Source organism: Sphingomonas sp. BLCC-B65 (assembly GCF_028550675.1).
Classification (GTDB): domain Bacteria; phylum Actinomycetota; class Actinomycetes; order Actinomycetales; family Microbacteriaceae; genus Microbacterium.
Map to the genome: position 1 here is coordinate 122,695 of NZ_JAQQGL010000002.1, position 14,261 is coordinate 136,955.

Here is a 14,261-nt window from a genome sequence, read left to right on the forward strand (position 1 = left end):
CGCGTGCTCGTCTGCCTCTCCGCCCATCAGCGCACCACGCCTCTCGAAGCGCTGGAGCGGCTGTCGGTGGTCGGCGACACCGTCGCAACCGACCTGACGGCGGCGCACGAGAGCATTCGCGGAGCCGTGGTCCTGGCCACCTGCAATCGCTTCGAGGCCTATTTCGATCTGGCCGACAGTCCCGACGACGCCTCGCCCCTGCCGGCGATGGATGCCGCGATGGAGCGCCTCGCAGAACTGTCGGCACTGCCCTTCCGCGACGTCCGCGAGACGGTCGAGTTCGCGCACGGCAACCATGTGGCGCAGCACCTGTTCTCGGTCGCGTCCGGTCTGGACTCGGTGGCCGTCGGTGAGGATGAGATCGCGGGACAGGTGCGCCGCGCCCTCGACGCGGCGCGTCGGGAGGGTGTGACCACCGCTCCCCTCGAACACCTGTTCCAGCGCGCCACCGAGACCTCTCGGGCGGTGAAGAACTCGACCAAGCTCGGCGAGTCGGGGCGCTCCCTCGTTCGTCTGGCGGTCGAGCTCGCCGGCTCGCGCGTCGCCTCGTGGGAGCAGGCGCGCGTGCTCCTCGTCGGCACGGGGCGCTACGCCGCGGCATCCCTCGCGGCCCTGCGCGACGTCGGCGCCGTCGACATCCGCGTGCACTCGCGATCGGGACGCGATCGCTTCGCGAAGCGCGAGCACCTGACGACGGTGACCGCCGATGCATTCGCCGCCGAGGCGGCCCGCGCCGACGTGATCGTCACCTGTACGACGACCACCGATACCTTCGCCCTCGATCTCGAGAGCCACGGTGCGGCCCGTGCTGCGGTGTCGACGCCGCAGCTGATCATCGACCTCGGGATGCCGCGCAACGTGGATCCGGGGCTGCGCTCGCTCCCCGACATCGAACTGCTCGACCTCGACACCATCCGCGTCCACGCGCCGATCGACGAGTTCGCGACCATCGGCGAGGCCCGCCTCATCGTGCAGACCGCCGCGCAGCGTCATGCGATGGCACGCCGCGTGCACGAGGTGGCCCCCGCGGTCGTTCAGATGCGCGCGCATGTGCACGCCGTGCTCGACCGCGAGATCGAACGCGCGCGCTCCCGCGGCGCGGGAGCCGAGACGGAGGCCGCCCTGCGCCACTTCTCCGGCGCGCTGCTGCACGACCTGATCTCGCAGGGACATTCCCTCGCCGCCGCAGGTTCGGGTTCGCAGTGGACGAGTGCGGTGGACACCGTCTTTCCGCCCGCCGCGGTCGCCGCACCCGCGGCCGTGTCCACGGGCGACGACGCCGAGGACGGCGACCGCGGATGACGCGCGTCACGCTCCGCGACGTCGCCGCGCGGGCGGGGGTGTCGACGGCGGCGATCAGCCAAGCCCTGAACGGTCGCGGCAACCTCAGCGCGGAGACGCGCGAGCGCATCAAAGCAGTGGCGGCGGAACTGGGCTACGCGCCCAACAAGCACGCGAGCGCGCTCCGTAGCGGCCGCACGATGTCGATCGGCTTCGTGATGGCGGCAAACTCGCTGCAGGACGGTCGGCGCGCACTGCAGCGCGCGCGTCAGCTCGACGCGCTCGTGGAGGCCGGCGCGACGCGCGGATTCACCGTGACGGTGCTTCCCGACAGCCGTCCCGACCTGCTGGCGGGGGCGCAGATCGACGCGCTGTACTTTCCCGATCCCGCCGATGACCGCACGATCCTGCGCGATGCGGTGGCCGCCGGCATTCCCGTCGCGGCGAACGACCTCACCGTCCCGGGCGGGGTCCTCACGATCCGCACCGGCTACGCGGCGGCCGTTCGCGCGGGTCTCGCCCACCTGGCCGAGACCGGCGCACAGCGCATCGGCTTCCTCGTCGACGAGAGCGAGGTGCCGCGAGATCAGCTCGGCGAAAGCGCCTACCTCGCTTGGAGCGCCGTCAACGGCCGCACCCCGCTCGTGGCGCGGGTCGATGCCGGGCGCCGGCGGCTCGTACCCGCGCTGCACGAACTACTCGAGGCCGACGCCGACGCCGTGTTCGCCTACTGCGAGGAAGGGCCGGAGATCTACCTGCATCTCGAGCAGATCGACGTCGTCATGCCCCGGGATCTGCAACTGCTGGTGCTGTGCACGATCGAGTGCGACATGAACGCGCGCCTGGGGATCACGCACCTGTGCCTGCATCCGGAGAAAGCCCCCGAGGTGATGTTCGCCGCGCTCGACGCCGGCGATCCCCCGCGCGCGATCGAGCTGCCCTACGAGCTGGTACGCGGCTCGACCACCCGCTGAGTCCACCCGCCCCGCCCCCTGCCCGCCCCGCGCCGCCTACGATGGCGTGGTGCCCGTCGCCGACCGTCCCCGTTCCGTCGGCGAGATCATCGCTCCCCGCCGCCTCGGGCGTGACTTCCGCTGGTTGCTGAGCTCGTCCTGGACGAGCAACCTCGGCGACGGGATCGCCCTGTCGGCATCCCCGTTGCTCATCGCCTCGCTCACGAGTTCGCCGATCCTCGTAGCCGGCGGTGCCATGATGCAGTACCTGCCATGGCTGCTCTTCGGCCTGTTCGCGGGGTCTGTGGCCGACCATCACGACCGCCGCCGGCTCGTCATCGTCGCGAACGCCCTGCGCGCCCTCGTCGTCGTGGGCCTGGTCGTGTTCCTCGTGACCGGCGCCGTGAGCGTGTGGATCGTGTTGGTCGCCGCGTTCCTGTACGGAACGGCGGAGGTGTTCGCCGACACGGCTGGCAGCACGCTGCTGCCCATGCTCGTGCGTCCCGCGGACCTCGGTCTCGGCAATGCCAGACTTCAGGCCGGCTATCTGGTCGCGAACCAGCTCGCCGGTCCGCCGCTGGGCGCGTTCCTGTTCGCGGTGGGATCGTTCTGGCCGTTCGTCACCCAGATCATCTGCGTGACACTGGCCATCGTGCTCATCGCACGCATCACCCGCACGCCGATCCCGGATCGCGACGCGGCGGATGCCGAGCGGCCGGCGCAGCCGATCCGCGAGGGTCTGCGGTGGCTGCGGGCGAACCCGCCCGTGCGCACGCTGGTCATGATCATCCTGGTCTTCAACATCACGTGGGCGGCACCCTGGGGCATTCTCGTGCTGTACGCCACCGACCATCTCGGCATGGGTCCGGTCGGCTACGGAGCGCTGACGACGGCATCGGCTCTGGGTGGGCTCGTCGGTGTCGGGATCTTCGGCGCGCTCGAGAGGCGCGTCTCGTTCGCGACGCTCATGCGGGTGTGTCTGACGCTCGAAGTGGTCATGCACCTCGCCTTCGCGCTGACGACGGTGCCCGCGATCGCGTTCGTGATCATGTTCGGCTTCGGCGTGTACGCGTTCGTGTGGGCCACGATCTCGACCACCGTCCGCCAGCGCCTCGTGCCGTTGGCGCTGCAGGGCCGCATCGCGTCGGTGAACATGGTCGGCGTCTTCGCCGGACTCGTGATCGGTCAGGCGCTCGGCGGCGTGATCGCTCAGACCTGGGGCCTCACGGCGCCCTGGTGGTTCGCGTTCGGCGGATCGGCGTTGACGCTCCTCCTCGTCTGGCGCTCGATCTCATCGATCGCCGCGGCGAAACCGGCGCTGGAGGAGACGGACGGCGGTTCCGACGACCCGCGGTGACGGCGCACACTCGTCCGCGCGTGTCGATCTCATCGTCGGAGCGTCGTGATCTCCAGGTCGAGAAACGGCAGGCCGTCCCGTGGCAGCACGATCGTGCAGACGACACCGTCGTCGGCACGGAACCCGCACGCGTAGACGAAGGGGTCGGTGTCGATATGCAGGCCGGAACGGTCCCGGCCGTCGACGGTGAGCGACGCCGGGGCCACGACCGTCGGCGTCGCGCGCCAGCCGCCGGCATCCGGGAAACGTGTGGGAATCGCCGGCAGCCCCAGCTCTTCGCGGTAGACGTTACGCAGCACGTCATTGGTGTGGTCGACGAGCAGCTGGGCGAGCGCATGCCTCTCCGGGTCGGGCGATGCCTGCCATGCCGTGCGGACGGCACTCCACAGCATCGGATACCGGAAGAGCTGGGCCTGTTCGGCGAGCCAGGCCGGTCGTCCCCACGGGGGTTCCTCCTCGATGTCGCGCCGTGTCTGCTCGTCGAGTTCGATCTCATTGCGCGGATCGGATCGATCCTCGGGGTACCGCCACAGCGTGTACGAGAACTCGACCGTCAGCTCTTCGTGACCTGCCCAGCCCGATGTCTCCGTGAAGCCGGTGATCGGCAGACGAGTGACGGCCGGTTGCGGGAGCAGTTCGAAGACCGGGAACGACACGGCGCGCAGTCTCGCCTCCGAGGCGGCACGCGGATCGGGTGCATCTTCCGGGAGGAACCCAGCGAACTCCATGGTCCCCAGTGTGACGGACGGCGAGCGATCCAGGGGGTGAAATCCGGCCGACCGGCGCCCGTCAGTCCTCGAACGCGCCGTAGACCTCGAGCGTGTTGGCCGCCAACTGCGCGCACAGCTCGTCGAGCGGCATCCGCAGCTCCTCGGCCATGAAGCGCACCGTCACCGGGACGAGGTACGGCGCGTTCGGCCGACCGCGAAGCGGCGTCGGGGTGAGGAACGGTGCGTCGGTCTCGACGAGGATCCGCTCGCGCGGCGTCACCGCCAGCGCGTCGCGCAGGTTCTGCGCGTTCTTGAACGTGATGTTGCCCGCGAAGCTCAGCCAATAGCCGCGGTCGGCGGCGATGCGCGCCATGTCGGCGTCGCCGGAGAAGCAGTGGAACACCGTGCGCTCAGGGGCCCCGACCCGATCGAGGGTTTCGAGAACGGCGTCGTGGGCGTCGCGGTCGTGGATCTGCATCGCGATGCCGTGCTTCTTCGCCAACGCGATGTGCGCCTCGAAGCTCTCGAACTGCGCTGGACGGCCCGTCTCGTCGGTGCGGAAGAAGTCCAGCCCCGTCTCACCGATCGCCCGCACGCGCGGCTGCGCGGCGAGCTCGTCGATCACGGCGATGGCCTCGCCGAGCATGCCCTGCTCGGCATACGCGGGTGCTTCGTTGGGATGTATCGCCACCGCCGCGAGGACGCGCGGGTGGGATGCCGCGGCCCACGCCGACCACCGGCTCGACGCGATGTCGCCGCCCGCCTGGACGGCACCGACGACGTTCACCTCTGCGGCCCGACGCATCTGCTCGTCGAGCGGGAGACCCTCGCCGTCCTCGATCTCGAGATGCGTGTGGTTGTCGTAGACGGCGACCGGCAGCGGCTCGGGCGCCGGCGGATATGACACGTCGCGTGAACTCTTCTCGCGCACGCGGACGTACGTCGACGGATCAACGGCGTCGCTCACCGGCATCCCCTCTCTTCTTCGATCCGGCGCACTGTTCCCCCCGCGCCTCCGTGTCCCACTCTCTGTCGAAGAGAGCACGTGCGCAAAGCACCTTTAGGGACATGCCGCCCCGCAAGTGGGACACGATGGAGGGGACGGGTGGGACGGGTCAGGGCTGCTCGATCCGGGGGAACAGCGGCTCGAGGCCGTTGACGCTGGTGCCGGGCACGAGCACTCCCCAGCTCCCGGCCTCGCGCAGCGGCTGATCCCGCAGACGCCCCACGTGCCCGAGCGCGACCCACAGCTTCTCGGTGGCGATCGGCATCACGGGGCTCAGCAGCACCGCGAGCGCACGCAGACCCTCCGCCGCCGTGTAGAGCACCGTCGCAAGACGGGCACGCTGAGCGTCGTCCTTCGCCAGCGCCCACGGGGCGTTCTCGGTGATGTAGCCGTTGAGCGCGTCGACGATCGTCCAGATCGCCGCGATCGCCTCGTCCGGACGAAAGCGCTCCATCGCCGCATCGGCCGCCGTCGCGGCATCCGCCACGATCCTCTGGATGCCGAGATCGCCCTCCGTGTACGCGGCGGGCGGCGGCACGATGCCCTCGAAGTACTTCTCGATCATCGCCGTCGTCCGCGACGCGAGGTTGCCGAATCCGTTCGCGAGCTCCGCCTGGTAGCGCGCCGAGAGGTCCTCCCACGAGAACGAGCCGTCCTGGCCGAACGCGATCGCCGACAGGAAGTAGAACCGGTAGGCGTCCGAGCCGAACACATCGGTGATCTCCGTCGGGGCGATGCCGGTGAGCTTCGACTTCGACATCTTCTCACCGCCGACCAACAGCCAGCCGTGCGCGAAGACACCGCGGGGCACGTCGAGACCGGCAGCCATCAGCATCGCGGGCCAGATCACCGCGTGGAAGCGCAGGATGTCCTTGCCCACGACGTGGAAGGCCGGCCACCGTCGCTCGAACTGGTCCGGGTCGGTGCCGTACCCGACCGCGGTCGCATAGTTCAGCAGCGCATCCACCCACACGTAGATCACGTGTGACGGGTCCCACGGCACGGTGATGCCCCAGTCGAACGCCGAGCGCGAGATCGACAGATCCTTCAGCCCGGAACGCACGAACGAGACGACCTCGTTGCGCGCCGACTCGGGCCGGACGAAGTCGGGCTCGGTCTTGTAGAGCTCGAGCAGGCGGTCCTGGAACTCGCTGAGCTTGAAGAAGTAGTTCTTCTCCTGCAGCAGCTCCAACGGCTTCGAGTGGATCGCGCAGACCTTGAGCCCCTCGAACGCACCGGTGCCGTCGACGATCTCCGCCTCCGGCTTGAACTCCTCACAGCCCACGCAGTAGAGCGCCTCGTACTCGCCGGCATAGATGTAGCCACGGTCGTAGAGCGCCTTCACGAACTGCTGCACGCGCTCCTCGTGGCGCGGCTGCGTCGTGCGGATGAAGTCATCGTTCGCGACGTCGAGGGTCTTCAGCAACGGGAACCACGACTCGGTGACGAGCTTGTCGACCCACTCCTGCGGAGTCACTCCGTTCGCGGCCGCGGCGCGCAGCATCTTCTGCCCGTGCTCGTCGGTGCCCGTGAGCATCCACGTGTCGTCCCCCGCCTGGCGGTGCCAGCGCGCGAGCGTGTCGACGGCGACCGTCGTGTACCCGTGTCCGATGTGCGGCAGGTCGCTCGGATAGTAGATCGGCGTCGTGATGTAGAAGGACTGACCAGATGTCACCCGACGAGTCTAGTTCCGGGCGACGCGCCGGCTCCCGCGTGTGACGTCGAGCCGTCGGTGCGGCGGTGCGCGTCTCAGGCGCTTTCGCGGACGACGAGCGTGGTCGGCAGCACGACGGCATCCGGATGGCCGCCGGCGATCGCCTCCAGCACCATCTCGACCATCGTGGCGCTGATCTGGGCCCAGGGCTGGCGGATGGTGGTCAGCGGCGGCGTGTGCGCCTCGGCGAGCCCCGAGTCGTCGAAACCGGCGAGCGCGACGTCCTGAGGAATGCGTCGCCCCTGCGCAGCGAGCGTCTGGGCGGCACCGACGGCGAGCAGGTCGCTTGCCGCGAACACCGCATCGACGTCGGGCGCGCGCGCGATAAGTCGAGCCATCGCCTCCGCGCCCGCCTCACGGGTGAACGGCACCACTTCGACGAGGTCCTCGTCGAAGTGGTCGCCGAGTTCGTCGCGAAAGCCGTCGAGGCGGAAACGGCCGCTGGGGGTGTCGAGCGGTCCGGTGATCAGCGCGATGCGGCGGTGCCCGCCATCCATGAGGTGCCGCGTCATCGTGCGTGCCGAGCCCACCTCGTCGATGGCGACGTGCGCAACGGTGCGCCCTTCCCACAGCGGGATGCCGGAGCACACGGTCGGCACGCCCGCGTTCACCAACGAGCCGAGCAGATCATCGGATTCGTGAGAGGAGACGAGCAGGACGCCGTCGACGTGGCCGGCGCGCACATATCGGGCCGCGTTGGCCTGTTCGCGCTCGGTGTCGGCGATCAGGAGCACGAGGGTCATCCCACGCTCGGAGACCGCATCGGTCGCCCCTCGCAGCAGCAGCGCCATGTTCGGATCCGACAGCAGGACGTGCTGGGACTCGGTGAGAAGGAAGGCGAGCGAGCCGGTCTTTCCGGTCGCGAGGCTGCGCGCAGCCTGATTGGTCGTGTAGCCCGTCGAGACGATCGCGGCATCGACGGCGGCGCGGGCTTCGGGCGACACCCAGTGCCCTCCGTTGAGCACGCGCGAGACCGTTCCGTACGAGACGCCGGCCGCGGCGGCGACGTCGCGGATGGTCGGCTTCTTCGGCACATCGCTGGGTGTCACGAGAGCCGACTCTACCGGTGTCTACAACGAACACGGCCACAACCGCACCCTTCACTGTAACCGATCACAGTCCCGGGACTGTAACCGGTCACAGTTCCATAACGAACCCGTGATCGCGCACTTTTCGACCGCACAATGGAGGGCGTTCGCACCCGGTGCGACATCACGACAGGGCGGCGGAGCAGCCGAGCTACGGCCCCTCTCCCCCTGTGATCCCAGAGAGAGGCACACCGATGAAGGTGAAGAAGAAGGGCGCCGTCGCCCTCGGACTGCTCGTGGCGTCCGGCATCCTGGCGCTCGCCGGCTGCTCCGGCAGCACGACCGCACAACCGACGACCAGCGGCGACGCACAGGCCGCCACCAGCGGCGAGCTGACCGTGTGGGTCGACGCCGACCGTGCGCGAGCGCTCGAGGATGTGGCGAAGAAGTTCGAGCAGGAGAAGGGCGTCAAGGTCAACCTCGTCGTCAAGGACTACGGCAAGATCCGCGACGAGTTCACCGCACAGGTGCCAACGGGCAAGGGACCCGACATCACGATCGGCGGGCACGACTGGATCGGCGCGTTCGTCAAGGACGGAATCGTGGCGCCGGTCGAACTGGGCGACAAGGCGGCCGACTTCGAGAAGGTCGCCATCGAGGCGGTCACCTACGACGGCAAGACCTACGGCCTTCCGTACGCCATCGAGAACATCGCCGTGCTGCGCAACACCGCGCTGGCCGACTCCACCCCGGCCACCTACGACGACATGATCGCGAAGGGCCGCGCCGCCGGCACGGAGTACCCGTTCGTCGTGGGCCTGGACCCGCAGGCGTCCGACCCGTACCACCTGTACCCGTTCCAGACCTCCTTCGGCACCTCGGTGTTCGGACGCAATGCCGACGGCTCGTACGACGCAAGCAAGCTGTCGATCGGCGACGAAGGCGGACAGAAGTTCGCCGCGTGGCTCACCGCGCAGGGAGACACCGGAACCAAGGTGCTGAACCTCAACCTCTCCGGCGACCTGGCCAAGGAAGCCTTCAACGCCGGCAAGTCGCCGTACTTCCTCACCGGCCCGTGGAACGTCGCCGACGCCCAGAAGGCCGGCATCGACGTCGCGGTCGACGCGATTCCGACGGCGGGCGGCGGTGACGCACAGCCCTTCGCCGGCGTGCAGACGTTCTTCGTGAGTGCCAAGAGCGCCAACGCGCTGATCGCGAACGAGTTCCTCGTGAACTACATCGCCACCGCCGACGTGCAGACGGCTCTCTTCAAGGCTGGCGGGCGTCCCCCGGCACTGACCGCCGCGTTCGACGCCGCCAAGTCCGACCCGATCGTCGCCGGCTTCGCCAAGGTCGGCGCGAACGCGGTGCCGATGCCGTCGATCCCGCAGATGGGCTCGGTGTGGGACGACTGGGGCAAGACGGAGGCCGCCCTGATCAAGGGCGGCGGCGACCCTGCCGCGCAGTGGACCCAGATGGCCGACTCGATCGCCGCCAAGCTCGGTTGACCCCGTGCGGAGGGGTGGGCTCACGCTCACCCCTCCGCACCCCGATCCCCCCACGTTCCGACAGGAGTCGAAGATGACTGGCCCCACGATCGCCGCGCCGCCCACGCGCGCGCCCGAAGACCGCGCCGCGGCACGGCGCCGCCGACGCGCCGAGGCCTGGGCGGAAGCCGCAGGCGCCGGGTGGAAGGTCTGGCTGGTCAAGATCGTGTGCCTGGGCGTCATCGACGCGATGGCCGTCTATGCGATCCTCGTCCTGCTGACCAAGGACAGCGTCGTCATCGCAGCGGTCGTTGCCCTCGGCATCCTCGCGATCAACGTCGTCTACCTGAAGCCGGGCCTTCTGCCGGCCAAGTACCTGACGCCGGGCCTGGTCTTCCTCTTCGTCTTCCAGATCTTCGTGGTCCTGTACTGCATCTACATCGCGTTCACGAACTACGGCTCGGGACACGTGTCGACGAAGGACGACGCCGTCAACGCGCTGCTGATCCAAAACCAGCAGCGCGTCGAGGACTCGGCCGCCTATCCGGTGTCGGTCCTCGAGAAGGACGGCGCCCTCTTCTTCCTCGTGACCACTCCCGACGGCACCGCCGAGATCGGCAGCGCCGACCAGCCGCTCGAGGCGGCGTCGGATGCCGAGTTCACGGGCGGCCGCGCGGCGGCGCTTCCCGGGTACACCACGTTGAACTTCGCTCAGCTCGTGGCCAACCAGGCGACGATCTCGTCGATGGCGGTGCCCTTCTCCACCGATCCCAACGACGGCACGCTCCAAACCCGCGACGGCTCGACGGCCTACCAGTACGTCTCCACGCTCGTGTGGGATGCCGCCGCAGGCACCATGACGAACACGCAGACGGGCGTCGTCTACACGGACAACGGCAACGGCTCCTTCGCCTCCGCCGACGGGCAGACCCTCGCCACGGGATGGCAGGTCTGGGTCGGCGTCGACAACTTCGTCCGGGCGTTTTCCACCGAGTCGATCCGTGGGCCCTTCCTCGCCGTGCTCGTCTGGACGTTCGTGTTCGCCATCCTGTCGGTGGCGACGACCTTCGCCCTCGGCCTGTTCCTCGCGATCGTCTTCAACGATCCGCGGATGAAGAGCAAGAAGTACTACCGGGTCATCATGATCCTCCCGTACGCCTTCCCCGCGTTCCTGTCGGCGCTGGTCTGGCAGGGAATGTTCAACCAGGACTTCGGCTTCATCAACCAGTCCATCCTCGGAGGGGCGTCGATCCCCTGGCTGCAGGATCCCCTGCTGGCGAAGGTGTCGATTCTCGTCGTGAACCTCTGGCTCGGCTTCCCCTACATGTTCCTCGTCACGACGGGTGCCATCCAGGCGATCCCCGACGACATCCAGGAAGCGGGGCGTGTCGACGGCGCCGGTGTGTGGCAGATCTTCCGCCACATCAAGTTCCCGTTGCTGTTGGTGTCGGTGGCGCCGCTGCTGATCTCCTCGTTCGCGTTCAATTTCAACAACTTCAATCTGATCTACATGCTCACCGGCGGCGGTCCGCGCTTCGCCGACGCGTCCATCAACGTCGGCGCGAGCGACATTCTGATCTCGATGGTCTACAAGGTGGCCTTCGTGGGAGCCGAACGCGACTACGGCCTGGCCAGCGCGTTCTCGATCATCATCTTCGTGCTGGTGGCGGTCATCTCCTACCTCAGCTTCCGCCAGACCAAGGTGCTCGAGGAGCTGAACTGACATGACCACTGCTGAGACCCTCCCCGTCACCGGTACGGCATCGACCCCGCCGAGTCCGACCGTCGCCCACGAGACGCGTCGCCGGTTCGGCCGGTGGTTCCGCGAGACCGGCTGGCGCCACCTCGTCGGCATCGCGATGCTCGTCTTCTCGGCGTTCCCGCTCGTCTACGTGCTCTCCGCCTCGCTCAACCCGGGCGGGACGCTGCTGACGGCCAACAGCCTGTTCGCCACGGTCGACATCGGCAGCTACATCGCCCTGTTCCAAGACCCGCTGCGCCCGTACGGCAACTGGTTCGTCAACTCGGTGTTCATCGGGCTGACGACGTCGTTCTTCACCGTCGTGCTCTGCGCGCTCGCCGCCTACGCCTTCTCGCGCATGCGCTTCACCGGCCGCCGTTTCGGACTGCTGACGCTGCTGCTCGTGCAGATGTTCCCTCAGCTGCTCGCCGTGGTGGCGATCTTCCTGCTGATGTCGGCGATCGGCGACATCTTCCCGGCACTGGGTCTGAACTCCCAGATCGGGTTGATCATGGTCTATCTCGGCGGCGCGCTGGGCGTGAACACGTTCCTCATGTACGGCTTCTTCAACACCGTGCCGGCCTCGATCGACGAGGCGGCGAAGATCGACGGAGCCGGACACGCTCGCATCTTCTTCACCATCATCCTGCGCCTGGTCGCCCCCGTGCTGGCTGTGATCGGCCTGCTGTCGTTCATCGGTACCATGAACGACTTCCTCATCGCGTCCGTCGTCCTCGTCGATCCCGACAAGCAGACGCTGGCGGTGGGGCTGTACCAGTTCGTCTCGCAGGAGACGGCGCGCAACTGGAGCGTGTTCGCCGCCGGCGCCGTGCTCGCGGCGATCCTGCCGATGGCACTGTTCCTGGGCCTCCAGCGCTTCATCGTCGGCGGCCTCACGGCCGGCTCGGTCAAGTAGCGCATGATGCGGCCCGCGCCGCACACCACACAATCAGAGGGCTCTGCCACGGATGTCCGTGCAACCACGTCGCACCAGTGCCGACGTGTTGTCGGCGTTCCACGGAGGTTCCCATGATCGATCCCACCTGCCCGCACCACGACGGCTCGCCGTTGTACGTCTCGCACCCCGATCCGGCTCTCGGCGACGAGGTGACCGTCCGCCTCCGCGTGCCCCGCGCCTACGGCGGAGTCGACCGCGTCGTGGTGCGCAGCAACCCCGACCACGAGCCGGCGTGGGTGGAGGCCGAGTGCGACGGCGAACGGGACGGGTGGCACTGGTGGTCGGCGCGGATCGTCGTCGCAAACCCGCGCCACGGCTACCGCTTCCATCTCGTCCGCAGCGACGCGACGGTGCAGATCCTCAACCAGGGCGGGCTCAGCGACGTCGACGTCCTCGACGCGCAGGATTTCGCCCTCGTCGCCGGCAACCCGCCGCCGCCGTGGATGGCCGACACCGTGCTGTACCAGATCTTCCCCGATCGTTTCGCGCGATCGGATGCCGCGGCCGACCGCCCGCTTCCGCAGTGGGCGATCCCCGCAGCCTGGGATGACCCGCTGGATCCCTCCCACCCGGGTCGCAGCCGGCAGCTCTATGGCGGAGACCTCGACGGCGTCGTGGACCGGCTGGACCACCTCGTCGATCTGGGTGTGAACGCGCTGTACCACACGCCGATCTTCCCCGCGGAGTCGAATCACCGATACGACGCCGCCAGTTTCGATCACGTCGACGAACTCCTCGGCGGCGACGACGCCTACCGACGTCTCATCGAGGCAGCGCACGCGCGCGGCATCCGCGTGATCGGCGATCTCACCACCAACCATTCCGGCGTCGCCCATGAGTGGTTCCGCAACGCGTACGGCCGGCCCGACGCGGCGGAAGCCGACTTCTACTACTTCCACGATGCGGCCCACACCACCTACGAGACGTGGCTGGATGCGGCGACGCTGCCGAAATTCGACTGGAACAGCGCCGAACTGCGGCGCCGATTCATCGAGGGGCCCGACTCCGTCGTCGCGCGCTGGCTCGCGCAGCCGTACGGGATCGACGGGTGGCGCATCGACGTCGCCAACATGACCGGTCGACTCGGCGCCGAAGACCTCAATGCCGTCGTGCGCCAGACGGTGCGCCGGACGATGATCGAGGTCTCGCCCGACACGCTCCTGCTCGCCGAGTCGACGAACGATGCCGCCAGCGACCTGCAGGGAGATGCCTGGCACGGCGGCATGACCTACCCGGCGTTCACGCGCGGCGTGTGGTCGTGGCTCGCGGAGCCCCGACGCATCCCTCACCGCGGCTTCGACGGCCGCGTCAGCGATGAGATGTGGTTCTTCGGACTGCCCACCGGGATGCCGCGGTACACCGCGCAGCAGTTCGTGCGCCAGCTCCGGCTCTTCACCAGCCAGATTCCGTGGCGTGTGCAGCGCGGGACGATGTCGGCCCTCGACACCCACGACACCGCCCGGTTCGCCACCTACGCCGCGGCGGAGATGATCCCGCTCGCCGTCGGTCTGTCGATGACGCTGCCCGGCATCCCCGTCGTCTACGCCGGCGACGAGTTCGGGCTCGAGGCCGTGGACGGTGAGATGAGCCGCACCCCTCTCCCCTGGGAGCGCATCGGCGAACCCGAGATCGCCGCCCGCATCGGCCTCTACCGTGAGCTCATCGGCCTTCGTCGCGCGCACGCGGCGCTCTCGACGGGCGGCCTGCGCTGGTTGCACGCGGACGACGATGCGCTCGTGTTCATACGCGAGAACGCGGACGAGGCGGTGCTGGTCCTCGCCGCTCGTACCGACGTCGAGATCCGTCTCGACATGGCCCTGGTCGGCGCGGCGACGGCCACGGCCGCGCGCTATGCGGCAGGGACGGTCGAACTCGTCGCGGATGACGGTGCGGTGCGCCTGCACGGCAGAGGAGCGAGCTTCGCCGTTTGGACGCTGCCGGGCGTCACCGCCCCGCCCGCGCGTGCGGAGCGGTCCGTCGCAACGCCGGAGGCCTTCGCGCAGTTGGGCGGTCCCGCCGTCTGAGC

11 protein-coding genes are annotated in these 14,261 nt (G+C 68.7%); 7 read left to right on the plus strand and 4 right to left on the minus strand.

Annotation, left to right across the window (positions count from 1 at the left end):
• The first annotated feature begins 3 nt into the window (after nucleotides 1–3).
• The 3 genes from PP359_RS13935 to PP359_RS13945 are packed head-to-tail and all read left to right on the plus strand — an operon-like array spanning nucleotide 4 to nucleotide 3,591.
• Nucleotides 4–1,302 carry a glutamyl-tRNA reductase gene (locus PP359_RS13935; protein WP_347417412.1) on the plus strand — a complete coding sequence of 433 codons (1,299 nt, stop codon included), beginning with the start codon at nucleotides 4–6 and terminating at the stop codon, nucleotides 1,300–1,302.
• On the plus strand, nucleotides 1,299–2,255 hold the full coding sequence (locus PP359_RS13940; RefSeq protein ID WP_135949711.1) for a LacI family DNA-binding transcriptional regulator: 957 nt from the start codon (nucleotides 1,299–1,301) through the stop codon (nucleotides 2,253–2,255). Before PP359_RS13935 ends, PP359_RS13940 begins: the two co-directional genes overlap by 4 nt.
• A 49-nt stretch (nucleotides 2,256–2,304) precedes the next feature.
• Nucleotides 2,305–3,591: an MFS transporter gene (locus tag PP359_RS13945; RefSeq protein ID WP_499250872.1), complete on the plus strand. Its 1,287-nt coding sequence runs from the start codon at nucleotides 2,305–2,307 to the stop codon at nucleotides 3,589–3,591.
• Nucleotides 3,592–3,620: 29 nt separating this feature from the next.
• On the opposite strand, the gene PP359_RS13950 is transcribed toward PP359_RS13945, so the two are convergent.
• The 4 genes from PP359_RS13950 to PP359_RS13965 all read right to left on the minus strand — a co-directional run bounded on the left by PP359_RS13950 (nucleotide 3,621) and on the right by PP359_RS13965 (nucleotide 8,070).
• The gene (locus PP359_RS13950) at nucleotides 3,621–4,319 is read right to left on the minus strand and encodes a hypothetical protein (protein ID WP_499250873.1); all 699 of its coding nucleotides are present in this window, start codon (nucleotides 4,317–4,319) and stop codon (nucleotides 3,621–3,623) included.
• Between the two features lie 61 nt (nucleotides 4,320–4,380).
• Nucleotides 4,381–5,268, minus strand: a complete 888-nt coding sequence (locus PP359_RS13955) for a TatD family hydrolase (protein ID WP_499250874.1) — start codon at nucleotides 5,266–5,268, stop codon at nucleotides 4,381–4,383.
• 148 nt (nucleotides 5,269–5,416) lie between these two features.
• A complete protein-coding gene (metG, locus tag PP359_RS13960) occupies nucleotides 5,417–6,982 on the minus strand; it encodes a methionine--tRNA ligase (RefSeq protein ID WP_036317458.1) in 1,566 nt (521 codons plus the stop codon).
• A gap of 74 nt (nucleotides 6,983–7,056) precedes the next feature.
• On the minus strand, nucleotides 7,057–8,070 hold the full coding sequence (locus PP359_RS13965) for a LacI family DNA-binding transcriptional regulator (RefSeq protein ID WP_499250875.1): 1,014 nt from the start codon (nucleotides 8,068–8,070) through the stop codon (nucleotides 7,057–7,059).
• Nucleotides 8,071–8,303: 233 nt separating this feature from the next.
• Between PP359_RS13965 and PP359_RS13970 the strand changes: the two genes are divergently transcribed.
• From PP359_RS13970 to PP359_RS13985, 4 genes are all read left to right on the plus strand, one after another.
• Nucleotides 8,304–9,557: a sugar ABC transporter substrate-binding protein gene (locus tag PP359_RS13970; protein WP_135949707.1), complete on the plus strand. Its 1,254-nt coding sequence runs from the start codon at nucleotides 8,304–8,306 to the stop codon at nucleotides 9,555–9,557.
• Between the two features lie 73 nt (nucleotides 9,558–9,630).
• Nucleotides 9,631–11,259: an ABC transporter permease subunit gene (locus PP359_RS13975; protein ID WP_135949706.1), complete on the plus strand. Its 1,629-nt coding sequence runs from the start codon at nucleotides 9,631–9,633 to the stop codon at nucleotides 11,257–11,259.
• 1 nt (nucleotide 11,260) lies between these two features.
• On the plus strand, nucleotides 11,261–12,193 hold the full coding sequence (locus PP359_RS13980; RefSeq protein ID WP_036315445.1) for a sugar ABC transporter permease: 933 nt from the start codon (nucleotides 11,261–11,263) through the stop codon (nucleotides 12,191–12,193).
• A 113-nt stretch (nucleotides 12,194–12,306) separates the two neighbouring features.
• Nucleotides 12,307–14,259 (plus strand): glycoside hydrolase family 13 protein, encoded by a 1,953-nt coding sequence (locus PP359_RS13985; protein ID WP_499250876.1) that lies wholly within the window; start codon nucleotides 12,307–12,309, stop codon nucleotides 14,257–14,259.
• Nucleotides 14,260–14,261: the final 2 nt, after the last annotated feature.